Raw genomic sequence first — 24,071 nt, forward strand, 5'->3', positions numbered from 1 at the left:
ACACATATATTTACGTCGAGGGGTGGGGCCGTCCAGCGATTTACGGACCACCGGACGGCCCCTGGATCACCGAACGACCCCACCCGCCCCGGGCGACGCACTCAGGGCTGACGGTGCGTCAGCGCGCCACCTGCCCCGCCTCCTTCGCCGCCGCCTTCCCGACTTCCTCCGCCAGCCGTTCGCGCAGTTCGACCTTGCGGACCTTGCCGCTGACGGTCATCGGGAAGGCGTCGAGGATCACCAGGTAGCGCGGCACCTTGTAATGGGCCAGGCGGGAGCGGCAGTAGCGGGCCAACTCGTCGCGGGTGAGCGGGTCCTGGGGATCGCGGAGGATGACGCAGGCCGCGATCTCCTCGCCGTACTTCTCGTCGGGGACGCCGACCACCTGGACGTCGGCGATCTTGGGGTGGGTGTAGAGGAACTCCTCGATCTCCCGCGGGTAGACGTTCTCACCGCCCCTGATGATCATGTCCTTGATGCGGCCGACGATCCGGACGTAGCCGTCGTCGTTCATCACCGCGAGGTCCCCGGTGTGCATCCAGCGGGCCGGGTCGATGACCTCGTCGGTGCGCTCGGGGTCCTCCCAGTAGCCGAGCATCACGCTGTAGCCGCGGGTGCACAGCTCACCCGGGGTGCCGCGCGGCACGGTCACCCCGCTCGCCGGGTCGACGACCTTGACCTCGATGTGCGGCAGCACCCGTCCCACCGTCGCGGTGCGGTGCTCCAGGTCGTCGTCGCGGCGGGTCTGGGTGGAGACCGGCGAGGTCTCGGTCATGCCGTAGCAGATGGAGACCTCGGCCATGTGCATCTCGGAGACCACCCGCTTCATGACCTCCTCGGGGCAGGGTGAGCCCGCCATGATGCCGGTGCGCAGGGAGGTCAGGTCGTAGCCGGCGAAGTCCGGGTGGTTGAGCTCGGCGATGAACATGGTGGGCACGCCGTAGAGCGAGGTGCAGCGCTCGTCCTGGACGGCCTGCAGGGTGGCGCCGGCGTCGAAGGCGGGGGCCGGGATGACGATGCAGCCGCCGTGCGAGGTGATGCCGAGGTTGCCCATGACCATGCCGAAGCAGTGGTAGAAGGGCACCGGCAGACAGACCCGGTCCGCTTCGGTGTAGCCGAGCGTCTCGGCCACCCAGTAGCCGTTGTTGAGGATGTTGTGGTGCGAGAGGGTCGCGCCCTTGGGGAAGCCGGTGGTGCCCGAGGTGTACTGGATGTTGACCGGGTCGTCCGCGGTGAGTGCCTTCTCGCACTCGGCGAGCCGGGTGTGCGGGACACCGGCGCCGGCGGCCAGCAGCCCGCCCCAGGTGGGGTCGCCGATGTAGACCACATCGCGCAGCGCCGGGCTCTCGGCGCGGACCTGCTCGATCATCCGGCGGTAGTCGCTCGTCCGGTGCCGGGGCACGGAGACCAGGACGGTGATGCCGGCCTGCTGGAGGACGTAGGCCAACTCGTGCACCCGGTAGGCCGGGTTGACGTTGACGAGGATGGCGCCGATCTTGGCGGTGGCGTACTGGACGAGCACCCATTCGGCGCAGTTGGGCGCCCAGATGCCGACCCGGTCGCCCTTGCCGACCCCCTTGGCGAGCAGGCCGAGCGCCACCTCGTCGACCGCCCGGCCGAGTTCGGCGTAGGTCCAGCGGCGGCCGCTGGCCACCTCGACCAGCGCCTCACGGTCACCGCACCGGGCGATGGTGCGGGCCAGGTCGGCGCCGATGGTGTGCCCGAGCAGCGGCCGCTCGGCGGCCCCGCTGGCGTACGACAGCTCCTGGTGCGACGGGCTCATCGGTGGTTCTCCTCCCAGTACGCGGCACCGCCGTCGCCCGGCGCGGTGCGCGCGGGCGGTTCACTGCGGCTGAGGGTGCCGGGGACGGTCTTCGGCAGGTCGGCGAACTCCGGTCGCCGGATGGGCTGGTAGGGGGCCAGGACTTCACGGGAGTGCCCGGAGAGCGCCTTCATGGTCTCCGGGCATCTCGGGCGGGGACCGGTGCGTCCCGTCGTTCAAGGGGCGGAAGCGTCACTCCGCCCTCCGGTGGCGCCTCCCTGGGCGCCTCCACCACTGCGTTCATCGGCTGCTCCCAGAAGCCCGACATCGGCCATCGCTGCACTACACCCGCAAGGTTGCCCGCCGGAGGGGACGAGCCACTCCAAGGACACCCGGTGCGCGCCGTGTACAGGATGGCGTCCGGCGCGCCCGGACGGGGTCACAACCACCCATCCGTTCGCCCCACGAAGAAAAGTTCGAGCTCATCCGGGCCCGGACAGCGGACGGCCTCGGCGCCCCGCTGCGAGCGGGTGCGCCGAGGCCGGGGGAGGGGGCGGTCAGCGGTGGGTGGTGAAGCGCCGCTCGAAGGAGGCGAAGCCGGCTTCCTGCCGCCACTGGACGGCCGCCTTGGGACTGGACGCGAGCAGCTGCCGGCAGGCGGCACCCGGCGAGCCGCTGCCCGGGAGCCGGCCCGCGGCAGGCGTCGACGACGTGGTAGCCGTCCCGCGTCGGGTTGCCCCGCCACAGGCTGCGGCCCGGCAGGAAGGCGTACTGCAGGGAGGCCCGGGCCAGGTCCTTCAGATCGCCGTAGCCGAGGTGGTACGTCGTGGCGGCGTACCGGTACTCGTGGGAGATGTCGATACGGGAGATGCCGGGATCGTCGGTGGCCAGCACGATCGGCACCCCGTACGCGCGGTAGGTCGTGAAGGGGTGCTCGGCGCCCTTGACGCCGAGGATTTGCGCGTTGCTGGTGAAGGGAACCTCGACGGCCACCTGGCGAGCCGCCATGGTCCGCGCCAGCTCCTGCCAGTTGTCCTCGTGGACCAGGTCGACGCCGTGGCCGATGCGTTCGGCGTGGGCGATCGTGACGGCCTGGTGGATGTGGAACCTCAGGTCTTCCGGTTTGACCAGGCCCGGCCACAGCTCGCCGGCGTGCAGGGTGAGGTGGGCGCGCGGGTACCTGCGGTGCAGGAAGTCGAGCATCCGCATCTGCAGGGTGTAGTTGCGCAGCGAGCTGTCCCAGTCCTCGGGCGCCACCAGGTTGACCGCGGTGAACCGCGGGTCCCGCTCGGCCAGCCGCATGCCGAGCTCCATCTGCGTGAAGACCCGCTCGGGGCTGCTGCCCGGGACACCTGGGCGTTCCAGCGCACGGTCAGCCGGCAGCCGGGTGCCGGACGGGAGGTACCGCAGTGCGAGGTGGCACGGAACTCGGCGTCCGCGTCGTCGGCCTCCTTGCGGGCGGTGGCCACCAGACCGTCCAGCTTGCCGTCGGCGACCAGGGCCCGGTGCATACGACCGAAGTCGTCGTCCCAACCGACCTGGTCGGCAAGGTGCTTGGCCTCCTCGGAGGCGGGGGTGACCAGCGTCTCCAGGTAGAACTGGTTCTGCGCGACGATGTCGTCGGCGACCCGCGACAGCAGCTTGCCGCGGTGGCGCCAGGTCACCTCCCCGAACTTCCCGAAGGCGTCGAAGAAGTGGTCGTGCCCCGACCGGCCCGGCGGGAAGTCCTGCATGGACCAGGCCCGCACCAGCGCGTCATGGAACGCCCGGTCGGTCCGGGCGTCCGCGGCCGGCCGCTTCCCCGGGCCGCACGGCGGCACGACCGCGGTCATCGTCTTCTCGTCGATGCACAGTCCGTCCTCGGCGGCGAGTGCGATCAGGTACTCGGTGGGGACGGCGCCGGACAGGTGGTTGTGCAGGTCACCGCCCTTGGGCAGGCGCCGGAAGAAATCACGGAGCCGGTCCGGCTCCTGGCGGATGGCCTCCAGATAGGCGGCGGTACGCGCCTCGGCCGTCGTGAGCGGGCGGGCGGAAGGAGCCGACGGCGTACCGGAGTTGGCCGGCTGCGCGGCGGCGGGTAGGGCGGACACGAGCGACAGCATGCTGAGGGTGGCCAGACCGGCCCGAAGAGCTCGGCGACGGTCCATGGCACGATGGCGATCGCCATTCACGATCGCCATCGTGAAGGCACGACGAGGCCGCGCGAAGCCCCTTTTCGGCAAGTTACCCCGGACGAGATCCGCACCCGTGGCACCTGAGGCGCACGTGGCCGCGGGACGGCTCAGCCGGCGGTGCCGAGGAGCACCGGCGGCTCCGCCCGGTACCGTCCCGGGCGGTGCCGTATTCCCGCTTGAAGGCCTTGGCGAACGCGAACTCCGAGGCGTATCCGGTGCGTTGGGCGATGACGCGGAGCGGCTGGTCCCCCTCGCGCAGCAGCCGGCCGGCCAGCGTCAGCCGCCACCACGTCAGATAGCCGAGCGGCGGCTCGCCGACGAGGGCGGTGAACCGTTTCGCGAAGGCCGCCCGGGACAGGCCCGCCACCGCGCCCAGTTCCTCCACCGTCCAGGGGCGGGCCGGATCGTGGTGGATCGCGCTCAGCGCCCGCCCGATCGCCAGGTCCCGCAGCGCCACCGCCCAGCCGTTCGTCGCCTTGGCGTGTTCCTCGTACCAGGCCCGCAGGATGTACAGCAGGGCGATGTCGAGCAGACCGCAGACGGCGGCCTCCGCCCCGGGCCGGGGGTGTGCCGTCTCGGTGCGGAGCAGGTCCAGCACCGCGCCCAGCGGCCGGCCGTGGGTGGGCAGCCGGACCACACCAGGCAGGCAGGTCAGCAGCGGGTGGGGGCGGTTCCGGTTCAGGCGGTAGGCGCCGCAGAGCGTCAGCGTGCGGGGCGTTCCGTCGTCGGGGGTGTCCGGGCCGGACGGCCACGAGCCGTCCGGGTTCTGCCGGACCTCGACCAGCGGGGTGCCGGGGTCGTCGGCCAGGCCGTGCGCGATGCCGTGGACGAACGCGAGGTCACCGGCGGTGAGCCGGAGGGGCGGGCTGCCGTCCTCGGGCAGCACCCAGCAGGAGCCCTCCAGTACGGCGTGGAAACCGACGCCGGTCGTGGCCGGGAAGCGCTGGCCCCACGCACCGTGCCGCTGCTTGCGGGAGGCGTGCGGCCGCCCGGCGCGCATCGCGGTGATCGCGTCGCTGAGTACGTCCATGCCGGTGAGCGTACCGAGGAGACGCCCGCACATGATCACGAGACGTTGCGGCATGGGCCCGGCGCACGCGCTCTTCGTACGGTGAATCCGCATCCACGACGGACGGGAAATCTCCCGCTTCGTCGGTGAGGTGCGCACTCCCCATGACAGGAATGGATTCACGGTGATGATGGCCCAACACGTGGTGTTCGACGAGCTCGGCGGCCCGGAAGTGCTGCGGATCGAGGAGGTGGAACTCGGCGGGCCCGGTCCGGGCGAGGTGCTGCTCCGGGTGGACGCGCTCGGCCTCAACCGGGCGGAGGCGCTGTTCCGTTCCGGCGGCTACTACTACCAGCCCACCCTGCCGGGGTCCAGGATCGGCTACGAGGCGGCCGGGGAGGTGCTGGCGGTCGGGGAAGGGGTGACCGGTTTCTCGGTGGGCGACCCGTGCTGACGGCGGGCACGGGCGGCATGAGCACCAACGGCGTGTACGGCGACCACCTGCGTCTGCCGGCCGACAGCCTGCTCCGCCGCCCCGGCGACACGGACGCGGCGACCGGGCCGCCCTCTGGCTGTCGTACAGCACCGCTTACGGCGCGCTGGTGGAGGAGGGCGGGCTGCGGCCGGGCGACACCGTGCTGATCACCGCCGCCTCCAGCAGCGTGGGCGTGGCGGCGATCCAGATAGCCCGCCACCTCGGCGCGATCCCGGTGGCCGTCACCCGCAGCGCGGCGAAGCGGGAGCGGCTGGCGCAGCTCGGCGCGGCCCATGTGATCGCGCTCGACGAGGGCGGGCTGCTCGACCAGGTCGCCGAGGTCACCGGCGGGCGCGGGGCCGAGATCGTCTTCGACCCGGTGTCCGGCCCCGGACTGGCGGAGGTCGCGCGGGCGGTCGCCCGGGCGGGCTGCTGATCGTCTACGGCTGGCTCGACCCGCGGCCGGCGCCCCTGCCGCTCAACTGGACCCTGCGCATCCTCGGTTACGGCAACCTCCAGGTGACCGGCGACCCGGAAGTACGGCGCCGGGTCTGGCACTTCCTGGACGCCGGCCTACGGGCGGGCACCCTGGCTCCGGTCATCGACCGCACCTTCGCCTTCGAGGAGATCGTCGAAGCGCACCGCCATCTGGAGTCCAACAGCCAGATCGGCAAGATCGTGGTGACGGTCCGGCACTAGGTTCCCGCCGGGGGGCACGGGTGGGACGGCGCGACGCGGGGCGTTCCTCCCCCGGAACCGCCGCGCCCGCCCCACCAGGAGCCACAGAGGATCAACCGGGGCCCCGTTCCCCTCAGTTGACCCCCCGCTCGATCCCGGCCCAATACGGCTGGCGGAGCTTGAACTTCTGGATCTTGCCGGTGGCCGTACGGGGAATGGACTCGCGGAATTCCACGGACGTCGGGGCCTTGTAGCCGGCCATGTGCTGCTTGCAGTGGGCGATGATGTCGGACGCGTCGGCCGTCGCGCCCTCCGCGAGGACCACCAGGGCCTTGATGGTCTCGCCCCACTTCTCGTGCGGCACACCGATGACGGCGACCTCGGCGACCGCCGGGTGGCTGAAGATGGTGTCCTCCACCTCGATCGACGACACGTTCTCCCCGCCGGTGATGATCACGTCCTTCTTCCGGTCGGAGATGGTGAGGTGGCCGTCGCCGGGGTCGAGGGTGCCGCCGTCGCCGGTGTGGAACCAGCCGTCCTCCAGGGCCTCCGCCGTCTCCTCCGGCTTGTCCCAGTACCCGGCGAGCACCGTGTTGGAGCGGGCCAGCACCTCACCGGACTCCGAGACCTTCAGCTTCACCCCCAGCGCGGGCAGGCCCGCACGGGACAGCTTGCGCGCGCGTTCCTCGGCGGGCAGGGCGGCATCGGCCGGCCGGGTGCGGTTGAAGGTGAGCATCGGGGAGGTCTCGGTCAGGCCGTAGAGCTGGGTGAACTCCCAGCCCAGTTCCTCCTGCACGCGCTGGATGGTCCTGGTCGGCGGCGGGGCGCCCGCGCAGACGATCCGTACCCGGTCGCGGCCCGGGATCTCGCCCTCCCAGGTCGCCGCCGCGTCGAGCACCATGTTCCAGACGGCCGGCGCCCCGCACATGAGGGTGACCCCGTGCTCGTCGACGCGCCGCAGGATCTCGGTGCCGTCGACCTTGCGCAGCACCACCTGCTTGACGCCCAGACCCGCCATCACGTACGGCATGCCCCAGCCGTTGCAGTGGAACATCGGCAGGGTGTGCAGGTACACGTCGCCTTCCCACACACGGGTGTGCAGGCCGAAGGTCATGCCGTTGACCCAGATGTTGCGGTGGGTCAGCTGCACGCCCTTGGGGCGGGCGGTGGTACCCGACGTGTAGTTGATCGTCGCGGTGGCGTCCTCGTCCGGCTGCGACCACGGGCGCGGCTCGACCCCGAACCGCATCAGCCCGGCCTCGGTCTGCTCGCCGAGGACGAAGCGGTGCGGCGCCTTGACCCCGGACAGTGCGGTGTCGAGCTCCGGGTCGACGAGGAGGACCGAGGCCCCGCTCTGCGCCACCACGTAGTCGACCTCCTCCGGCTTGAGGCGGAAGTTCACCGGGACGCAGATGCGGCCGCTCATCGGCACCGCGAACAACAGCTCCAGCAGGCGCGCGGAGTTGTGGCTCACCACGGCCACCCGCTCCCCTTCACCGACCCCGAGGGCGTCCAGCCCCGCCTGCCAGGCACGGACCCGTTCGGCGAACCGCCCGTAGCTCGCCACGGGCACCGACGGGGCGGGCTGCTGCGGCTCGTCGACCACCCCCGGACTGTCCCGGAAGCCCAGCTCGGCACGGTCGAGGAAGTCCGCGATCGTCATGGGTGTCCGCATGTGCGCTCTCCTGTGTTCTACGTCTGCCGAGGGAAGAGCGTCCCACGTAGCCGGCTGTCCCGCCGCGGTTGTTGCTCGCGGTTGCACCTGCGGCCCCTCCCACGTGCACGTCTGTCCCGCCGCGGGGCGCTGCGCTGTGCGGTGCCGCCCACGTAGCTGTCTGTCCCGCCGTGGGTCTTGCTCGCCGTTTGCGCTTTGCGGCGCCCCGCACGTAGGTGTCTTTCCCGTCGCGGGTCGTCCCGCCGTCGCGCGCTTTGCGGCGCCCCGCACGTAGTTGTCTTTCCCGCCGCGGGTCGTCCCGCCGTTGCGCGCTTTGCGGCGCCCCGCACGTACCTCGCCGTCCCGCCGCGGGTCGTCTCGCCGTTGCGCCTGCGGCGGGCTGGGTTGTTGTCGGGTGCGGTGCCGGTCCTCCAGACTTCGTCCTCCGGCCCGTCCCCTCCCGTGAGGGGGGAAGGAAACGGTGGTGGGGGTGCACGTCATGCCTACGTGCGCGCAGCCGGCAGATCAGGCCCGCTCCCGACCACTCCCGCTCAGGGCTGCCATGATCAGGACGTCGTGCCATTCGCCGTCCCAGTACAGCGCTTCGCGCAAGCGGCCCTCCACCTCGAAGCCGCATTTCTCGTAGGCCCGTCGGGCGCGCGGGTTGAAGGGGAAGACCTCCAGCTCCACGCGGTGCAGGCCCACCCGGTCGAAGGCGTAGGCCAGGAGGAGGCGGATCGCCTCGGGGCCGATGCCGCGGCCGGTGGCGTCGTCGGCGAGGGAAATGCGGAAGGTGCCGTGGGCGTTGTCCTTGTCGATCTGGCTCAGCGCCAGTTCGCCGAGGTAGCCGCCGGTCTCCCGGTCCTCGATGACGAGGTCGAGGCGGTCGGGGCGCCCGGCGGCGGCTGCGCACCATTCCTGCAGTTCGGGCAGCGTCCAGTCGCGGTGGGTGCCGGTCAGCCGACGCGTCTCGGGATCGAGGAAGGTGGCGTGGAAGGCATCCGCGTGGCGGCGCGTGAGCTGTACGAGCCGGATGCGTTCGCCCGTGAGCACCGGCTTCTCGGAGAGTGCGGTGGGGTCGATCATGTCGGGATGATGGCGGGCCGCGGACGGTGCGGCAACTGAAATTGACCGGTGGGGGAACCGGGCGGAAGGGGGACGGCATGGAGCTGCGCCAGGTGCGGTACTTCGTCACGGTCGCGCAGGAGCTGCACTTCGGGCGGGCGGCCGAGCGGCTGCACATCGTGCAGTCGGCGGTGAGCCAGCAGGTCCGGCGGCTGGAACGGGAGCTGGGGGCCGAGCTGTTCGACCGCTCGGCGCGCCAGGTCCGGCTGACGGCCGTCGGTGCGCGGTTCCTGCCGGAGGCGCGGGCGCTGCTGGCGGCCGAGGAGCGCGCCCTCGCTGTCGTCGCCGAGCTGACCGCCGGCCGGGCCCGCACCCTGCGCCTGGGGACGAGCACGGGCCTGGGCGCCCATCTGGACCGGGTGCTGGACGCGCTGGCCGGGCTCGCCCCGGAGATCGGGGTGGAGCTGGTCTCGGCGCGGGCCGCGGAGCGGCTCGACCGGGTGGTGTCGGGCGAGCTGTCCGCGGCGTTCCTCCGTGGTGAGCCGGACGACGGCGGCCGGGAGGGGCTGAGGTTCCTCCCGCTGTGGCAGGACCCGCTGGTGGCGGTCGTCCCGGCCCGGCATCCGCTCGCCGCCTCACCCGGCACGATCGCACTGGCCGAACTCGCCGCCTTGCCACTGCTGCTGACCGAGCGGCGCAACAACCGCGCCCTGGTCGACCTCGTCGTCAACGCGTGTCATGACGCCGGTTTCGCGCCCGTTCCCGGGCCGCGGTACGGCTCGCTGGACAACACCCTGACCGCGATCGGCGCCGCCGGCCCGGCGGACGGACTGTGGACCGTCGTCTACGCCTCGCACGCCGACCGGCTCCACACACCCCGGGTGGCCTTCCTGCCGTTCCGCAACCCGGGCATGGAGCTCACCACCCACCTCGCGGTGCGCCGCAGCAATCCGCCGGCCGGTCTGGAGCCGCTGCTGCGGGCCTGCGCGGAGGCGGGCGGCGGCGGGGTGTGGCCCGCCGCCTGAAGACCGACGCATCTCGATAGGTGATCGCTGCGTGCGCGATCCGCTTCTTGGTCGCGCGGGCCTTACGCGATGGACTGAGGGCACGCCGGCGAAGCCGCCGCGAACGGTCAAGTAGCCGTCATACCAAGGGAGTTCGTCATGCCGATCGTCACCGTCCAGCAGGGTCCGCGCAGCGTCGAGCTGAAGCGGGAACTGGTCCGGCAGATCACCGACGCGTTCGTGGACGCGTACCGGATCCCCGCCGAGACCGTGCAGGTCTGGATCCAGGAGGTCCCGACCGACAGCTGGGGCACAGCAGGCACCCTGACGGCGGACAAGTGATCCCCCCATGTGAGGACGTAATCCGATACGGACGCGCACGTAAGCATTACGTGCACCCCCACCGGCCCTAACTTCCCCCCAACGGGAGGGGACGGGCCGGAGGGGCCGGTTGTGTGGACGTAAAGCGTCAGCAGTCCACACAACCGGCCCCGGAGGTCCGTCACCGCACCCACCACAACCCAGCCCGCCGCAGGCGCAACGGCGAGAACACCCGCGGCGGGAGAGACGGGTACGTGGGAGGCGCCGCAAAGCGCAACGGCGAGCAACAACCGCGGCGGGACGGCCAACTACGTGGGGCTACGCCACAAAGTCGAGACGCGCGGCCCCATCATGGTGGATCGGTGTGTGCGCCCCCGTGAGCGGTGTGCCCGTGCCGCCGCGGCGGTTGGCGACGATTTCGGCGGCGATCGAGAGGGCGGTCTCCTCGGGGGTGCGTGCCCCGAGGTCGAGGCCGATCGGCGAGCGCAGGCGGTTGAGTTCGAGTTCGGTCAGGCCGACGTCGCGCAGTCGCCGGAGGCGGTCCAGGTGGGTGCGGCGCGAGCCCATCGCGCCGACGTAGGCGACCGGAAGCTTCAGCGCGCGCTCCAGGAGCGGCACGTCGAACTTGGCGTCGTGGGTGAGGACGCACAGCACCGTGCGGCCGTCGAGTTCCTGGGAGTCGAGGTAGCGGTGCGGCCAGTCGACGACGATCTCATCGGCGTCGGGGAAGCGGGTGCGGGTCGCGAAGACGGGACGGGCGTCGCAGACCGTGACGTGGTAGTTGAGGAATTTGCCGACCCTGACCAGCGCGGACGCGAAGTCGATGGCACCGAAGACGATCATGCGGGGGGCGGGGACGGAGGATTCGACGAGGAGGACGACCGGCTGCCCGCATTGGGACCCGCTCCGCTGCGCTCCGCCTTCGCTCTCTGATTCTTCCTCGGATGCGAAGCCCGCACCGATTTCGAGCGTCGTGGTGCGGCCCGCGTCGAGCAGCGCGCGGGTCTCTTCGATGGCGGTGCGGTCGAGGGCCGGGTGGCCGCCGAGGGTGCCCTCGTGGGTGCCGTCGGGGCGGACGAGCAGGGCCCGGCCGAGGAGTTCGGCGGGGCCCTCGATGATCCGGGCCACCGCCGCCGCCTCCCCGGCGGCAGCGGCGGCCAGCCCGGCGGCGAGCGTGTCGGCAGTGCTGTCCACCCACTCCCCCGCGGCTCCGCCGTGTGCGGAGCGCGGGGCGCCCGTCCGTATCGGCTGGACGAGGATGTCGATGATGCCGCCGCAGGTCAGGCCGACGGCGAAGGCGTCCTCGTCGCTGTACCCGAAGCGCTCCAGGACCGGTTCGCCGGTCCGCAGCGCCTCCTGGCACAGTTCGTAGACCGCGCCCTCCACGCATCCGCCGGAGACCGAACCGATCGCCGTGCCGTCGCCGTCCACGGCGAGGGCGGCTCCTGGCTGGCGGGGCGCGCTGCCGTTGGTGGCCACGACGGTGGCCACCGCGAACTCGCGGCCCTGCTCGACCCACCGGTGCAGCTCGTCGGCGATGTCCAGCATGTCGGTCTCCTTACGGATAACGGATGAGTGGATGGGGCGGATCAGTGGTGCACGCCCAGCCAGCTCTCGATCGGGTTGAGCGAGAAGTAGGCCAGGAACACCAGGGAGAGCACCCACATCAGCCAGCCGGGCTCGCGCCACTTGCCCTGCACGGCCTTGATGGCGACGTGGGCGAGGACGCCGGCCGCGATGCCCGCGGTGATGGAGTACGTGAACGGCATGAGGACCGTCGTCAGGAACACCGGGATGGAGGTCGCCGGGTCGTCCCAGTTGATGTGCTTGGCGTTGGTCAGCATCATCGAGCCGATGACCACCAGTGCGGCGGCGGCGACCTGGGTGGGGATGACCTGGGCCAACGGGGTGAAGAAGAGGCAGAGCGCGAAGCCCAGACCGGTGATGACGCTGGCGAAGCCGGTCCGTGCGCCGTCACCGACGCCCGCGGTGGACTCGACGAACACGGTCTGGCCGGAGGCGCCGGCGATACCGCCGACGATTCCGCCCGCACCGTCGATGGCCAGGGCCTTGTTCAGCCCGGGCATCTTGCCGTCCTTGTCGGCGAGGTTGGCCTGCTGGCCGATGCCGATGATGGTGCCCATGGCGTCGAAGAAGCCCGCCAGGACGAGAGTGAAGACGATGACGCCGATGGTGATGCCGCCGACATTGCCCAGGCCGCTGAAGGAGACGTGGCCCAGCAGTCCGAAGTCGGGGGTGGAGACGACGGATCCGGAGATCACCGGCGCGTTGCGGCCGCCCCAGTCCTTGACGGTCAGCCCGGCGACCTGGTGGACGACCGCGGAGAAGACCGTGCCGCCGACGATGCCGATGAGGATCGCGCCGGGCACCTTGCGGACCTGCAGCAGGAAGATCAGCAGGACCGTGAAGGCGAAGCAGAGCACGGGCCAGCCGGTGAGCATGTCGGCGGTGCCGAGCTGGATCGGCTTGGCACCGGCGAGACCGCCCGGGCCGGGCATGGAGGTGACGAAGCCCGCCTGGACGAGGCCGATGAGGCAGACGAACAGGCCGATGCCCATGGTGATGGCGTGCTTGAGCGGCAACGGGATCGCGTTCATGATCAGTTCCCGCGCGCCGGTGACGACCAGCAGGACGATCACGGCACCGTAAATGATGCACATCGCCCAGGCGTTGTCCCAGGACATCTGCGGGGCGACCTGGAAGGACATCACCGCGGACACGCTCAGGCCGGCGGCCAGGGCGAGCGGGACGTTCCCGAGGAACCCCATGACGATGGTGGTGATGGCGGCGGCCAGCGCGGTCGCCGTGGTCACCTGGTCCGCGTTGAGGGTGGCTCCGGTGATGTCCTTCGTGGTGGTCAGGATCACCGGGTTCAGGAGGACGATGTACGCCATCGCCATGAAGGTGGTGACGCCGCCACGCACCTCCCGGCCGACCGTCGACCCTCTCTCGGATATGTGGAAGTACCGGTCGAGCCAGGACCGGCCGGCGGGCTGGCGCGAGCCGTTGCCCGCGTCTTCCGCCGTGGTCCTCGGCTCAGTGGACTGCTGGGTCATGGTGCCTTACTCCCAAGGTTCAAAGGGGCACTCGCGCAGGGCGAGATTTGGGATGGATCTTCGGCTGCACGACCCGGGGGACGGCCCGAGACGAACGTGGGGTACTGACTGCGTACGAGGCAGCAGCGACTGCGGTGGTGCGAAGGGGGGAGACTCCGGGCGGTGCGCGGAGGAGGACGGACAGGGACACCCCTTGTCGCGTACCGCCCGGAGGCCGGGGTCCGGGGGAGTTGCCCCCGGACGGCTCACTGGGTGCCGGTGAGGTGCTCCGGGCGCACCGGCGTCTTGTTGAGCTCCAGCCCGGTCGCGTTCCGGATCGCCGCGAGGACGGCCGGGGTTGACGACAGGGTCGGGGCCTCGCCGATGCCGCGCAGCCCGTAGGGGGCGTGCTCATCGGCGAGTTCGAGCACATCGACCGGGATGGTCGGGGTGTCGAGGATCGTGGGGATCAGGTAGTCCGTGAAGGAGGGGTTGCGCACCTTCGCGGTCTTGGGGTCGACGATGATCTCCTCCATGACTGCCACGCCCAGGCCCTGGGTGGTGCCACCCTGGATCTGGCCGACGACGGACAGCGGGTTGAGCGCCTTGCCGACGTCCTGGGCCACGGCCAGCTCGATGACCTTGACCAGGCCGAGCTCGGTGTCCACCTCGACGACCGCGCGATGCGCGGCGAAGGAGTACTGGACGTGGCCGTTGCCCTGGCCGGTGTGCAGGTCGAAGGCCTCGGTGGGCCGGTGGCGCCACTCCAGCTCCAGCTCGACGGCCTCGTCCTCCAGGACGTCCACGATGTTGGCGAGGACCTCGCCGCCGTCGGTGATGACCTTGCCGTCCTCCAGGAGGAGTTCGGCGGTGGCCCACGCCGGGTGGTACGAGCCGAACTTGCGCCGTCCGATCTCCAGGACCTTCTCGCGCACGGCCTCGCAGGAGTTCTTGACCGCGCCGCCGGTGACGTAGGTCTGGCGGGAGGCCGAGGTCGAGCCGGCCGAGCCGACCTGGGTGTCGGCGGGGTGGATGGTGACCTGCTGGACGCCCAGCTCGGTACGGGCGATCTGGGCGTGGACGGTGACGCCGCCCTGGCCGACCTCCGCCATCGCGGTGTGCACGGTCGCGACCGGCTCGCCGTTGATGACCTCCATGCGCACCTTGGCGGTGGAGTAGTCGTCGAAGCCCTCGGAGAAGCCGACGTTCTTGATGCCGACCGCGTAGCCGACGCCGCGTACGACGCCCTCGCCGTGCGTGGTGTTGGACAGTCCGCCGGGCAGCTGGCGCACGTCGGCGCCCTCACTGGACTCCCACTGGCGCTCCGGCGGCATGGGCATCGCCTTGATGCGGCGCAGCAGTTCGGCGACCGGGGCCGGGGAGTCGACCGGCTGCCCGGTCGGCATGATGGTCCCCTGCTCCATGGCGTTGAGCTGCCGGAACTCGACCCGGTCCATGCCCAGCTTGTCGGCCAGCTTGTCCATCTGCGCCTCGTACGCGAAGCACGCCTGGACCGCGCCGAAGCCGCGCATGGCGCCGCAGGGCGGGTTGTTGGAGTAGAGCGCGATCGCCTCGATGTCGACGTCGTCGATAACGTACGGGCCGACGGAGAGGGAGGAGGCGTTGCCGACGACCGCCGGGGAGGCCGACGCGTAGGCGCCGCCGTCCAGGACGATCTTGCACTTCATGTGCGTGAGCTTGCCGTCCTTGGTGGCGCCGTGCTCGTAGTAGAGCTTGGCCGGGTGCCGGTGGACGTGCCCGAAGAAGGACTCGAACCGGTTGTAGACGATCTTGACCGGCTTGCCGGTGCGCAGCGCCAGGAGGCAGGCGTGGATCTGCATCGAGATGTCCTCGCGGCCGCCGAAGGCACCGCCGACGCCGGAGAGCGTCATCCGGACCTTCTCCTCGGGCAGGCCGAGGACCGGGGCGATCTGCTTGAGGTCCGAGTGCAGCCACTGGGTGGCGACGTAGAGGTCGACGCCGCCGTCCTCGGCGGGTACGGCCAGGCCGGACTCCGGACCGAGGAATGCCTGGTCCTGCATGCCGAAGGTGTACTCGCCCTTGACGATGACGTCGGCGCGCTCGGCGGCCGCGTCCGCGTCGCCCCGGATGATGGGCTGGCGGTGCACGATGTTGGGGTGCGGGACGTGCCCGATGTGGTGGTCGTCGCGGTTCTCGTGGACCAGGACCGCGTCGGGGGCGATCGCCGAGGCCTCGTCGGTGATCAGCGGCAGCTCGGCGTAATCGATCTTGATCTTGGCGGCCGCGCGCCGGGCGGTCTCCGGGTGGTCGGCGGCGACCAGCGCCACCGGCTCGCCGTGGTGGCGGACCTTCTTGTGCGCGAGGACCGGGGTGTCCTGGATCTCCAGGCCGTAGTTCTTCACCTCGGTGGGCAGGTCGTCGTACGTGAGCACGGCGTAGACGCCCGGCATGGCCACGGCTTCCGAGATGTCGATCGACTTGATCTCGGCGTGCGCGACGGTGGAGCGCAGCGTCTGGCCCCACAGCATGTCCTCGTGCCACATGTCCGAGGAGTAGGCGAACTCGCCGGTGACCTTGAGGGTGCCGTCCGGCCGCAGCGTGGACTCGCCGATGCCGGCCTTGGTCTTGCCGCCCTGGGTCAGGTTGGTGGGTGTACGGGTGACACCAGCCATCGTGATCAGGCCCCCTGTCCGGTGGTCGCGGCGGAAGCGGACTCGCCGCGCGCGGCCGCCAGCCGGACCGCGTCGAGGATCTTCTCGTAGCCCGTGCAGCGGCACAGGTTGCCCGACAGTGCCTCGCGGATGTCGGCGTCCGACGGGGAGTCGTTGCGCTCCAGCAGTTCGTCGGCGGCGACCAGCAGGCCCGGGGTGCAGAAACCGCACTGGACCGCGCCGGCGTCGATGAACGCCTGCTGGATCGGGGACAGTTCGCTGGTCTCGCCCGGCTTCGCCTGCCACTGCTTGGCGGCGTCGAGGCTCGTGCCGGAGCTGCCGCAGGCGCCGCTCGCGCAGCCGCCGTGCTCGGCGCGCTGCTGGGCGTAGTCGGCCAGACCCTCGACGGTCACCACCTCGCGGCCCTCGACCTGGCCGGCGGCGACCAGGCAGGAGCACACCGGCACTCCGTCCAGGCGGACCGTACAAGACCCGCATTCGCCCTGCTCACAGGCGTTCTTGGAGCCCGGGAGGCCCATCCGCTCGCGGAGGACGTACAGCAGGCTCTCGCCTTCCCAGACGTCGTCGGCCTCCTGCTGGCGGCCGTTGACGGTGAATGTCACGCGCACTGTGCGCTCCTCTCATTGCCGCGGTAGGACTCCCAGGTCCAGCCGAGGGTGCGGCGCGCCATGATGCCGACCGCGTGCCGGCGGTACTTGGCGCTGCCGCGCACATCGTCGATCGGGTTGCAGGCACCGGAGGCGAGCTGCGCGAACTGCTTGGCCACGGACGGCGGGATGGGATTGCCGGACTCCCAGAAGCCGCCCTCCTCCAGCGCCGCGGCGAGGAAGTCCTCGGCCTCGCGGGCCCGTACGGGGGTGGGTGCGGCGGAGCCGATGCCGGTGCGGACCGTGCGGGTCTCGGGGTGCAGCGCGATGCCGAAGGCGCACACCGCGATGACCATGGCGTTGCGGGTGCCGACCTTGGAGAACTGCTGCGGGCCGTCGGCCTTCGGCAGATGCACCGAACGGATCAGCTCGTCGGGCGCGAGGGCGTTGCGCTTGACGCCGACGTAGAACTCGTCGATCGGGATCATGCGGCTGCCGCGGACGGACTCGACCTCGACCTCGCAGCCGGAGGCGAGCAGCGCGGGGTGGGCGTCACCGGCCGGGGAGGCGGTGCCGAGGTTGCCGCCGACGCCGCCGCGGTTGCGGATCTGCGGGGAGGCGACGGTGTGGGAGGCGAGCGCCAGACCGGGGAGTTCGGTCCGCAGGTTCTCCATGATCCTGGTGTAGGGAACGGAGGCACCGAGGCGTACGGTCTTCTCTCCCACCTCCCACTCGCTCAGCTCACCGATGCGGTTCAGGTCGAGCAGGTACTCGGGGCGGCGGTGGTCGAAGTTGATCTCGACCATCACGTCCGTGCCGCCCGCGATGGGCACAGCGGTGGGGTGCTCGGCCTTGGCAGCGAGCGCCTCCTCCCAGCTGGCGGGGCGAAGGAAGTCCATGGGTGGCCTCTTCTACGAAAAGATGGGGTCGTTCGCTGCTCATGGTGAGGAGCCGGGGCTCCCGTCGCCATCGAGCCGTTCATGTCTTGTTCACGCGGTTGGTTTCAGTGAACGCGCCCGGCACCCACCCGGTGCAGTCACCGAAACCATGAAGCGGTTGGCTGGCCAAGCCACCTGTCTTGTAGATTCGAACGAAAGACGAGGCTCTGAAACCTCGCGGCATTCCACCGGCAACACCAGACAGCAAAGAACGGCGGGCGAGGTCATGCGGCTCCGCGCACTCCTGGACACCCATACCCTGGGCCTTCGGCTGCTCGGCGGCGAGGACGAACTGGACCGCACGGTACGCGGCGTGATGACCACGGACCTGCGGGATCCCAGCCGGTACCTCTCCGGCGGCGAGCTGGTGCTGACCGGTCTGGCCTGGCGCCGCGAGCCGGAGGACTCCGAGCGGTTCGTACGGATCCTGGCCTCGGCCGGGGTCGCCGGGCTCGGTGCGGGCGAGGCCGAGCTGGGCGCGATCCCCGACGATCTCGTCCAGGCCTGCGCCCGGCACCGCCTGCCGCTCTTCTCGGTGGACGAGACGGTCTCCTTCGCGTCCATCACCGAGCACGTGGTGCGGCAGGTCTCCAGCGAGCGGGCCGGCGACCTGGCCGCCGTGGTGGACCGCCACCGCCGGCTGATGACGTCGGGCCCCACGGGCGGCGGCCCGGAGGTGGTCCTGGACCTGCTCGGCTCCGACCTGGACCTGCGGGCCTGGGTGCTCTCCCCCACCGGCCGGCAGATCGCCGGATCGACGCTGGCCGGCTCCGGGCCCGAGCTGCCCGCCGGCCTGGCCGCCCGGCTCGCCGGTGAACATCTGGCGGCCGCCCGCAGCGGCCGGCGCGGGCCCCACCGGATCGCCCTGGAGGGCGCCACGTACTCGCTGTTCCCGATCCGCCACGAGAGCCGTGACCTGCGGCAGACGCTGCTGAGCGACTGGCTGCTGGCCGTCGAGGCGGACGCCGGCGACTGGCCCGAGGAGCGGCTCGACCTGCTGCACGGCGTCACCCAGCTGATCGCCGTCGAACGGGACCGGCGCGACGCCGCCCGTACGGTCCGCCGGCGGCTCGCGCAGGAGGTGCTGGAGCTCGTCCAGACCGGTGCGCCGCCCGCCGAGATCGCGGCCCGGCTGCGGGTCGCGGCGCCGGTGCTGCTGCCCGGCCTGGGCACCGCGCCGCACTGGCAGATCGTGGTGGCCAGGGTCGAGTGGGAGGGCGGCGACCTGCCCGGCGGCCCGGTGGCGCAGTCCCTCCTGGAGGAGGTGCTGGTGGACCCGGGCACCTTCGGGCCGGAGCCCTCCGACCGGATCGCGGTGGCGCACACCGGCGACGAGGCGGTGGCCCTGGTGCCGCTGCCGGTCCCGGACGAGCCCGAGGACGGCTCGGCGGCCGGGCTGCACGCGGATGCGCTGCTCTCCGTCGTCCAGGAACCGCTGGGCCGCGGGCTGGACGGCGACGGGCGGCTGACGGTCGGGGTGAGCGCCTCGGTCCACTCGGCGGAGGGGCTGCGCGGCGCCCTGGAGGAGGCCCGGCACGCCCGCCGGGTGGCCGCGGCCCGCCCGGGCCGGGTCTGCGCCGCCGGCCACGAGGAGCTGGCCTCGCACGTCCTGCTGCTCCCGTTCGTCCCCGACGACGTCCGCCGCGCCTTCACCGCCCGCCTGCTGGACCCGCTCCGCGACTACGACCGCCGGCACCGCGCCGAGCTGATCCCGACCCTGGAGGCGTTCCTGGACTGCGACGGCTCCTGGACCCGCTGCGCCACCCGCCTCCACCTGCACGTCAACACGCTCCGCTACCGGGTCGGCCGGATCGAGCAGCTCACCGGCCGCGACCTGTCCCGCCTGGAGGACAAGCTGGACTTCTTCCTGGCCCTGCGGATGAGCTGAGGGGGCGGTGGCGGGGGCGGCGGCCCGCCCCCGCCCGCCGCACCCCGCCCGTTCCGGAATCGGCCATTCGGGGTAACCCGAACGGGCGTCATCGCGCCAACTCCGTACGGCCGCCGACCACCTGCGCCACCGGGCGACCGCCCCGTGACGGGCCCGATCAGGGCCGTCCGGCTGCCCCGAACGGGCCACGGCGCGATTGTGAATTCATTCACCCACCCCCTTGGCCGCACCACGGAATCCGTGCTGAGATTCGCCCAGGCTTCCTGTTTCCAGCTCAATGGCGCGCTCGGGGAGGGCAATGTGGCGGATACCGCCATGTCAGGATCCGCGGATGCCGCGGATTCCGTCAGTTCCGCCGATCCGGTACCGCTCGCGGTACCGGCACCGGCACCCGCACCGGAAGTACCGGCAGCCAGAACGGTCGAGGGGGACGATCCCCTCGACCGTGCCGTTTGGCGGCTGCGCTCCCGCGGCTGCTGGGACGACGCGGCCGCACTCCTGGAACCACACTCCGCCCGGCACGCCCCGGCCGCCCTGCGGCGCGCCGCCCTCCTGGTGGAGCGCTGCATGTTCACGACCACCGGCTGGGCCGAGGCGGAGGACGCGCTGCGCGCCGCCGAGGCGCTGGCCGGCGACGACGACGAGCGGGGCGGCGCGGCCTGCGAACGCGGTCATCTCGCCTACGCCGCAACGGTGTTGGGCGTACGGGACCGGGCCGACGAGGCCCGTTCGGCGCTCGGCCGGGCGGCCGCGCTGCTCGCCCCGACCGCGGCCGGCCGCCCGCTGCTGGACTTCCGGCGCGGGCTGATGGCCGAGCACGTCGCGGACAGCCCGGACGCGGCCCGCGCCGCCTACCGCCGTGCCCACGCCGGTGCCACCGCCCAGGGCGACAGCCTGCTGCTGTCCTTCACCTGGCGCCATCTGGCCGGACTCGCCCTGCGGGACGGGGAGTTGGCGGAGGCCCGGCACGGATTCGCCGAATCGCTGCGGATCCGCGAGGAACTGGGCTTCCTCGTCGGCACGGCCCCGGCGCTCGCGGCACTGGCCGACGCCGCCCCGGAGGACGACGCGGACCGCCTCCGCGCGGAGGCCGCCCGCCTCTTCCGCCTCATGGGCGGCGTCCCCACCTGGCTCGCCGACCACCTTTCGACGACCACGGCGGCGACGTAACCTCCTGCTCCGTCCCCGTACACCGGCCCGGCCGTCCGCCAGCCCGTCAGCCCGCCCGTCCGCCCGTCCGGCGGCCCGTTCGTTCGTCCGTGCGTCCGCCAGCCCGCCGGTGCGCCGGTGCGCCAATCCGCCGGTGCGCCAACCCGCAGAATGCGCGCCCCCGTTGACCACGCCCGGCAGCGCGCTCCATACAGGGCGGCCGGAAAACCGCACCACTTCACCCGCCCACCCCCGAAGGGGGGTGGGCGGCGGGGAAAAACCAAAAGAGGTGCGGGTGGGCGGCGGGGAAGAGGGCACCCGCACCACACGCCCTCGCGCACCCGCGTCTGAGCCTGCGCCTGCACCCGCACCCGCACCCGCACCCGCACCCGCACCCGCACCACCCTCGCGGGAGGGCCCGCCCCCTCCGGAGGGTCGGCGCGCCACCGGGGCACCCACACCACCTCGTGGGACGACCGCCCCGCGCTCGCGGCCCGCCCTCCCACGCAGGCCCGTAGGACCGCTCGTCACCCCGGGTTCTCGCCCGCCCCGCCGACGCGCCCCCACTCCCACCCCCACCCGCCCGGGACATGTCAAGGCATCGTCATCAGCCATGCCCATGTTCACCGCGATTGGCCGGAACGGGTCTGTCCTGGGAGCGGATCGGCCGGGGCGCGACGGTCGGCGGGTGGCGGCCCGCGGCGGCGCGAGGGGCGAACCGTGAGGTGGGCGACGCGCACCGGCCGGGCGGGCGGTGGGGATGCGACCTGCCCCGCCTGCCCCGAGAATGGCCTCAAGTCGCACTGTGAGCGGGCGGCGCGGCCTGGATGCTGGTCCGGGACCAGCTGGGGCCCCTCCCATCGACAGAGCCCACCAGGAGGCCATCTGTGGCAGCAGGAGTGACCAAGACGACCGCTGGAACCGACTGGGGCAAGGCGGATTTCGAGGCGATCTACAACTGCCCTGATCCGCGACGGTACTTCAGCACGCTGCAACCCCTGGAGTACCAGATTCCGCACCACGGCCAGGCGGTGTTCCGCGCGCTGGCCGAGAACCTGCGCCGGTGCCGCGGTGATCGCCCCCCGCTGAGCGTCGTGGATCTGTGCTGCTCGTACGGGGTCAACGCGGCGCTGCTCAACTACCGGCTGTCCCTGACCGACCTCTACGGGCGCTATGCCGGATACCGTCCGGACGGTCCGACGACCGGCCAACTGATCGACGAGGACCGCACGTTCTTCGCCACCCGGCGACGCGCCGAAGCCGTCCGGGTGACCGGCATCGACGCGGCGGATCGGGCCGTGGGGTACGCGCGCGAGGTCGGCCTGCTCGACCACGGCTTCGCGGAGAATCTGGAGCTCGACGAGCCGAGCCCGGAGTTGCGCGCCGTACTGGCCGGCACCGATCTGATCACCGTCACCGGCGGCGTCGGCTACATCTCCGCCCGGACCTTCGGCCGGCTCTTCGACTGTGTGAGCCGGCCGCCCTGGGTCGCCGCGTTCGTCCTGCGTACGGTCTCCTACCGGCCGGTGTCCGCGCTGCTGGCCCGGGCCGGGCTGGTGACCGAGCAGCTCACCACCCGTACGTTCCGCCAGCGGCGGTTCGCCGACGGCGACGAGCGGCGCGCGGCGTTCGAGGCGCTGGCCCGGCGCGGGCTGTCCATCGCGGGCAAGGAGTCCGACGGCTTCTACCACGCCGATCTGTACCTGTCCCGGCCGGCCGCCGAGGTCGCGGCACTACCGCTGTCCGAACTGCTGCCGGACTGAGCGCGGGCCGGGTCCGGGTGGCCGATCCGGCCGATCCGGGCGGCCGGGCCGGCCGGTCGGCATCGGCTGACCGGTCGCTCCGGGCGGCGGAACCCGCGGTTCCGAGGACGAGCCGAGCGATCGGGCCCTCCGGCCCATCGGCCCGTGCACCCGGCCCGCTCAATGCGGGTGCCGGGCCACCGAGACGTGTTCGCGGGCGATGCGTTCGGCGACCGTGTACTCCTGGGCGATCAGGGCGTCGAGCAGCGCGGTGTGTTCGGAGGCGTCGGCCAGCAGCTCGGCGGTGCGGAGGCGGGCGCCGCCGGCCGCGGACCACTGGGCACGGCGGAGCAGGTCGCCGGTGACCTCGGCGAGCCGGCGGTTGCCGGTGAGCGACATCACGGCCTGGTGGAAGGCGTGGTCGGCCTCGGCGTAGCCGACCCGGTCACCGCGGGCGGCGGCCGCGACGCCCGAGGCGGCGAGCGGGCGCAGCTCCTCCCAGCGCTCCGGGGGCAGCGCCCGGGCCAGCCGGACGATCGCGGGCACCTCCAGCATGGTGCGGACCTCGGCCAGCTCGGCGAGGTCGCGGGAGCTGCGTTCGGCGATCCGGAAGCCGCGGTTGGGTACGACCTCGACGGCGCCCTCGCCGGCGAGCTGCTGCATGGCCTCCCGGACCGGGGTCGCGGACACCCCGTAGCGCTCGGCGAGCGCCGGGCCGGAGTAGACCTCGCCGGGGGCCAGCTCACCGTCGACCAGGGCCCGGCGCAGCGCGGCCAGCACCTGGGCGCGGACCGAGTGCCGCCGGGGCGCGGCGGGACCGGGCTGCGCGGGTACCCAGGCCCGTGCGCGCGGCGGCTGCTCCGCTGTGCCCTGCTCCATGGCGGCTCCTTCTGACATTCCCAGCACGATAGGCGGCCTTGGCGATAGTTCAAATCCGGAAGGAGGCGGATCGGCCGGTCCTGGCCCTCATGAAGGTGGTGCAGGACTGGCTCGCGAGGGGCCCGGGTAGGGTTTCCGATAAGGTAAGCCTTACCTGCCAACGCTCGCGATTCGGTGGTCACCCCCATGGCTTCTGCCCTCGCCGCCCCGCCCGTCACGCACCCCGCCGCCGAGTCGTACGCGCGCCTCACCGAGGTGTTCCCCGGCCTGCGGGTCTCGCTGTGGGACGCGGCACCGCCGACCGGGGACGGCTGGGTGTGCGCGGCCGGGCTCGCGGCCGGCGGGAAGGCCCTGGACTCCTTCCTGGCCTGGGACGAGGCGCAGATCCAGCGGGACTACGGGCGGTCCGCCCGGCCCGACGTCGTCGCCAGTTTCGCGCTGCACCGCTACGCCTGGCCGGCCTGCCTGCTGATCACGATCCCGTGGTTCCTGCACCGCCGGGTGCCGTACCTGCCCGTGCAGGACGTCTGCTTCCAGCGCGAGCTGGGCCGGATGGCGGTGCGCATCGGCTCGTTCGGGTGCCTCCCGGACGATCCGGCGGCGACGCTGCCCGGTGCCCGGGTGGTGCCGGACGAGGAGGCGCTGCGCGCGGAGGTGCGGGCGGCGGTGGCCGGGCATCTGGCGCCCGTTCTGGAGGGCTTCCGCGGGCGGATGCGGCGCGGTCCGCGGGCACTGTGGGGCATGGCCTCCGACGAGATCGTCGAGGGGCTCTGGTACCTGGGGCACCTGCTGGGTGAGGAGCCGCGTGCGGTGGCGGAGCTGGAGCGGCTGCTGCCGGGCGCCACCGCCCCGTACGTGGGCGGCGCCGGTTTCCGTACGCTGACCGGTCCGGACGGGGCGGCCCTGCAGACCCGGGACCGCGCGAGCTGCTGCATGTTCTACACGCTGCGCCCCGAGGACACCTGCATCACCTGTCCGCGCACCTGCGACGCGGATCGCCTCACCCGCCTCACCGCAACCGCCTGACCCCCACACC

General features: G+C 72.2%; 20 protein-coding genes and 1 pseudogene. 9 read left to right on the forward strand and 12 right to left on the reverse strand.

Annotated features, from left to right (window positions below):
• Positions 1-118 precede the first annotated feature (118 nt).
• The 4 genes and pseudogenes from OJ254_RS29265 to OJ254_RS29280 form a co-directional block, all read right to left on the reverse strand.
• Positions 119-1,783, reverse strand: coding sequence for an AMP-binding protein (locus OJ254_RS29265; RefSeq protein WP_265364789.1), 1,665 nt, complete (start codon positions 1,781-1,783; stop codon positions 119-121).
• Positions 1,780-1,956 carry a hypothetical protein gene (locus OJ254_RS29270; protein WP_265364790.1) on the reverse strand — a complete coding sequence of 59 codons (177 nt, stop codon included), beginning with the start codon at positions 1,954-1,956 and terminating at the stop codon, positions 1,780-1,782. Before OJ254_RS29270 ends, OJ254_RS29265 begins: the two co-directional genes overlap by 4 nt.
• A gap of 363 nt (positions 1,957-2,319) precedes the next feature.
• Positions 2,320-3,909: pseudogene (locus OJ254_RS29275) on the reverse strand (adenosine deaminase family protein).
• A gap of 76 nt (positions 3,910-3,985) precedes the next feature.
• Entirely contained in the window at positions 3,986-4,966 is a 981-nt protein-coding gene (locus tag OJ254_RS29280; protein ID WP_265364791.1) for an AraC family transcriptional regulator, read from the reverse strand.
• Positions 4,967-5,132: 166 nt separating this feature from the next.
• Here OJ254_RS29280 and OJ254_RS31245 point away from each other — a divergent pair, with 166 nt between their 5' ends.
• From OJ254_RS31245 to OJ254_RS31255, 3 genes are all read left to right on the forward strand, one after another.
• A complete protein-coding gene (locus OJ254_RS31245) occupies positions 5,133-5,399 on the forward strand; it encodes an alcohol dehydrogenase catalytic domain-containing protein (RefSeq protein WP_341483751.1) in 267 nt (88 codons plus the stop codon).
• A gap of 148 nt (positions 5,400-5,547) precedes the next feature.
• Positions 5,548-5,856 carry a zinc-binding dehydrogenase gene (locus OJ254_RS31250; protein WP_341483752.1) on the forward strand — a complete coding sequence of 103 codons (309 nt, stop codon included), beginning with the start codon at positions 5,548-5,550 and terminating at the stop codon, positions 5,854-5,856.
• A complete protein-coding gene (locus OJ254_RS31255) occupies positions 5,856-6,119 on the forward strand; it encodes a zinc-binding dehydrogenase (RefSeq protein ID WP_341483789.1) in 264 nt (87 codons plus the stop codon). The genes OJ254_RS31250 and OJ254_RS31255 overlap by 1 nt, the downstream gene beginning before the upstream one ends.
• Positions 6,120-6,231: 112 nt before the next feature.
• On the opposite strand, the gene OJ254_RS29290 is transcribed toward OJ254_RS31255, so the two are convergent.
• Both OJ254_RS29290 and OJ254_RS29295 read right to left on the reverse strand, forming a co-directional pair.
• Complete coding sequence (locus tag OJ254_RS29290; protein ID WP_265364792.1) at positions 6,232-7,773, reverse strand: AMP-binding protein; 1,542 nt, start codon at positions 7,771-7,773, stop codon at positions 6,232-6,234.
• Positions 7,774-8,277: 504 nt separating this feature from the next.
• Positions 8,278-8,838, reverse strand: coding sequence for a GNAT family N-acetyltransferase (locus tag OJ254_RS29295; protein ID WP_265364793.1), 561 nt, complete (start codon positions 8,836-8,838; stop codon positions 8,278-8,280).
• A 77-nt stretch (positions 8,839-8,915) separates the two neighbouring features.
• Here OJ254_RS29295 and OJ254_RS29300 point away from each other — a divergent pair, with 77 nt between their 5' ends.
• A complete protein-coding gene (locus OJ254_RS29300; protein WP_265364794.1) occupies positions 8,916-9,842 on the forward strand; it encodes a LysR family transcriptional regulator in 927 nt (308 codons plus the stop codon).
• Positions 9,843-9,962: 120 nt separating this feature from the next.
• Complete coding sequence (dmpI, locus tag OJ254_RS29305; protein ID WP_265365359.1) at positions 9,963-10,163, forward strand: 4-oxalocrotonate tautomerase DmpI; 201 nt, start codon at positions 9,963-9,965, stop codon at positions 10,161-10,163.
• A gap of 297 nt (positions 10,164-10,460) precedes the next feature.
• Here the strand turns inward: dmpI and OJ254_RS29310 are convergent, their stop codons facing one another.
• The 5 genes from OJ254_RS29310 to OJ254_RS29330 all read right to left on the reverse strand — a co-directional run bounded on the left by OJ254_RS29310 (position 10,461) and on the right by OJ254_RS29330 (position 17,338).
• A complete protein-coding gene (locus tag OJ254_RS29310; protein ID WP_265364795.1) occupies positions 10,461-11,690 on the reverse strand; it encodes an XdhC family protein in 1,230 nt (409 codons plus the stop codon).
• A 41-nt stretch (positions 11,691-11,731) separates the two neighbouring features.
• A complete protein-coding gene (locus tag OJ254_RS29315) occupies positions 11,732-13,219 on the reverse strand; it encodes an NCS2 family permease (RefSeq protein ID WP_265364796.1) in 1,488 nt (495 codons plus the stop codon).
• 245 nt (positions 13,220-13,464) lie between these two features.
• On the reverse strand, positions 13,465-15,852 hold the full coding sequence (locus OJ254_RS29320; protein WP_265364797.1) for a xanthine dehydrogenase family protein molybdopterin-binding subunit: 2,388 nt from the start codon (positions 15,850-15,852) through the stop codon (positions 13,465-13,467).
• Positions 15,853-15,857: 5 nt separating this feature from the next.
• Positions 15,858-16,460, reverse strand: coding sequence for a (2Fe-2S)-binding protein (locus OJ254_RS29325; RefSeq protein WP_265364798.1), 603 nt, complete (start codon positions 16,458-16,460; stop codon positions 15,858-15,860).
• The gene (locus tag OJ254_RS29330; RefSeq protein ID WP_261955023.1) at positions 16,451-17,338 is read right to left on the reverse strand and encodes an FAD binding domain-containing protein; all 888 of its coding nucleotides are present in this window, start codon (positions 17,336-17,338) and stop codon (positions 16,451-16,453) included. The genes OJ254_RS29325 and OJ254_RS29330 overlap by 10 nt, the downstream gene beginning before the upstream one ends.
• Before the next feature lie 265 nt (positions 17,339-17,603).
• Here OJ254_RS29330 and OJ254_RS29335 point away from each other — a divergent pair, with 265 nt between their 5' ends.
• The 3 genes from OJ254_RS29335 (at position 17,604) to OJ254_RS29345 (ending at position 22,177) form a co-directional block, all read left to right on the forward strand.
• Entirely contained in the window at positions 17,604-19,265 is a 1,662-nt protein-coding gene (locus OJ254_RS29335; RefSeq protein ID WP_265364799.1) for a PucR family transcriptional regulator, read from the forward strand.
• Between the two features lie 315 nt (positions 19,266-19,580).
• On the forward strand, positions 19,581-20,435 hold the full coding sequence (locus OJ254_RS29340) for a hypothetical protein (RefSeq protein WP_265364800.1): 855 nt from the start codon (positions 19,581-19,583) through the stop codon (positions 20,433-20,435).
• Between the two features lie 878 nt (positions 20,436-21,313).
• The gene (locus OJ254_RS29345; RefSeq protein WP_265365360.1) at positions 21,314-22,177 is read left to right on the forward strand and encodes a hypothetical protein; all 864 of its coding nucleotides are present in this window, start codon (positions 21,314-21,316) and stop codon (positions 22,175-22,177) included.
• Between the two features lie 159 nt (positions 22,178-22,336).
• Here OJ254_RS29345 and OJ254_RS29350 read toward each other — a convergent pair whose 3' ends face one another.
• A complete protein-coding gene (locus OJ254_RS29350; protein WP_265364801.1) occupies positions 22,337-23,035 on the reverse strand; it encodes a GntR family transcriptional regulator in 699 nt (232 codons plus the stop codon).
• A 186-nt stretch (positions 23,036-23,221) separates the two neighbouring features.
• Between OJ254_RS29350 and OJ254_RS29355 the strand changes: the two genes are divergently transcribed.
• The gene (locus OJ254_RS29355; protein WP_265364802.1) at positions 23,222-24,061 is read left to right on the forward strand and encodes a (2Fe-2S)-binding protein; all 840 of its coding nucleotides are present in this window, start codon (positions 23,222-23,224) and stop codon (positions 24,059-24,061) included.
• Positions 24,062-24,071 lie beyond the last annotated feature (10 nt).

Origin of the sequence: Streptomyces endophytica, from assembly GCF_026153355.1 — a bacterium.
In the GTDB taxonomy this organism is placed as follows: Bacteria; Actinomycetota; Actinomycetes; order Streptomycetales; family Streptomycetaceae; genus Streptomyces; species Streptomyces endophytica.

Bases quoted from the DNA above. Each gene is read 5' to 3' on its own strand.
- OJ254_RS29295 (WP_265364793.1), bottom strand. From the start codon at position 8,838: ATGATCGACCCCACCGCACTCTCCGAGAAGCCGGTGCTCACGGGCGAA.
- OJ254_RS29350 (WP_265364801.1), bottom strand. From the start codon at position 23,035: ATGGAGCAGGGCACAGCGGAGCAGCCGCCGCGCGCACGGGCCTGGGTA.
- OJ254_RS29335 (WP_265364799.1), top strand. From the start codon at position 17,604: ATGCGGCTCCGCGCACTCCTGGACACCCATACCCTGGGCCTTCGGCTG.
- OJ254_RS29310 (WP_265364795.1), bottom strand. From the start codon at position 11,690: ATGCTGGACATCGCCGACGAGCTGCACCGGTGGGTCGAGCAGGGCCGC.
- OJ254_RS29265 (WP_265364789.1), bottom strand. From the start codon at position 1,783: ATGAGCCCGTCGCACCAGGAGCTGTCGTACGCCAGCGGGGCCGCCGAG.
- OJ254_RS31245 (WP_341483751.1), top strand. From the start codon at position 5,133: ATGATGGCCCAACACGTGGTGTTCGACGAGCTCGGCGGCCCGGAAGTG.
- OJ254_RS29290 (WP_265364792.1), bottom strand. From the start codon at position 7,773: ATGCGGACACCCATGACGATCGCGGACTTCCTCGACCGTGCCGAGCTG.
- OJ254_RS29355 (WP_265364802.1), top strand. From the start codon at position 23,222: ATGGCTTCTGCCCTCGCCGCCCCGCCCGTCACGCACCCCGCCGCCGAG.
- OJ254_RS29270 (WP_265364790.1), bottom strand. From the start codon at position 1,956: ATGAAGGCGCTCTCCGGGCACTCCCGTGAAGTCCTGGCCCCCTACCAG.
- OJ254_RS29280 (WP_265364791.1), bottom strand. From the start codon at position 4,966: ATGGACGTACTCAGCGACGCGATCACCGCGATGCGCGCCGGGCGGCCG.
- OJ254_RS29315 (WP_265364796.1), bottom strand. From the start codon at position 13,219: ATGACCCAGCAGTCCACTGAGCCGAGGACCACGGCGGAAGACGCGGGC.
- OJ254_RS29300 (WP_265364794.1), top strand. From the start codon at position 8,916: ATGGAGCTGCGCCAGGTGCGGTACTTCGTCACGGTCGCGCAGGAGCTG.
- OJ254_RS29340 (WP_265364800.1), top strand. From the start codon at position 19,581: ATGTCAGGATCCGCGGATGCCGCGGATTCCGTCAGTTCCGCCGATCCG.
- OJ254_RS29330 (WP_261955023.1), bottom strand. From the start codon at position 17,338: ATGGACTTCCTTCGCCCCGCCAGCTGGGAGGAGGCGCTCGCTGCCAAG.
- OJ254_RS29320 (WP_265364797.1), bottom strand. From the start codon at position 15,852: ATGGCTGGTGTCACCCGTACACCCACCAACCTGACCCAGGGCGGCAAG.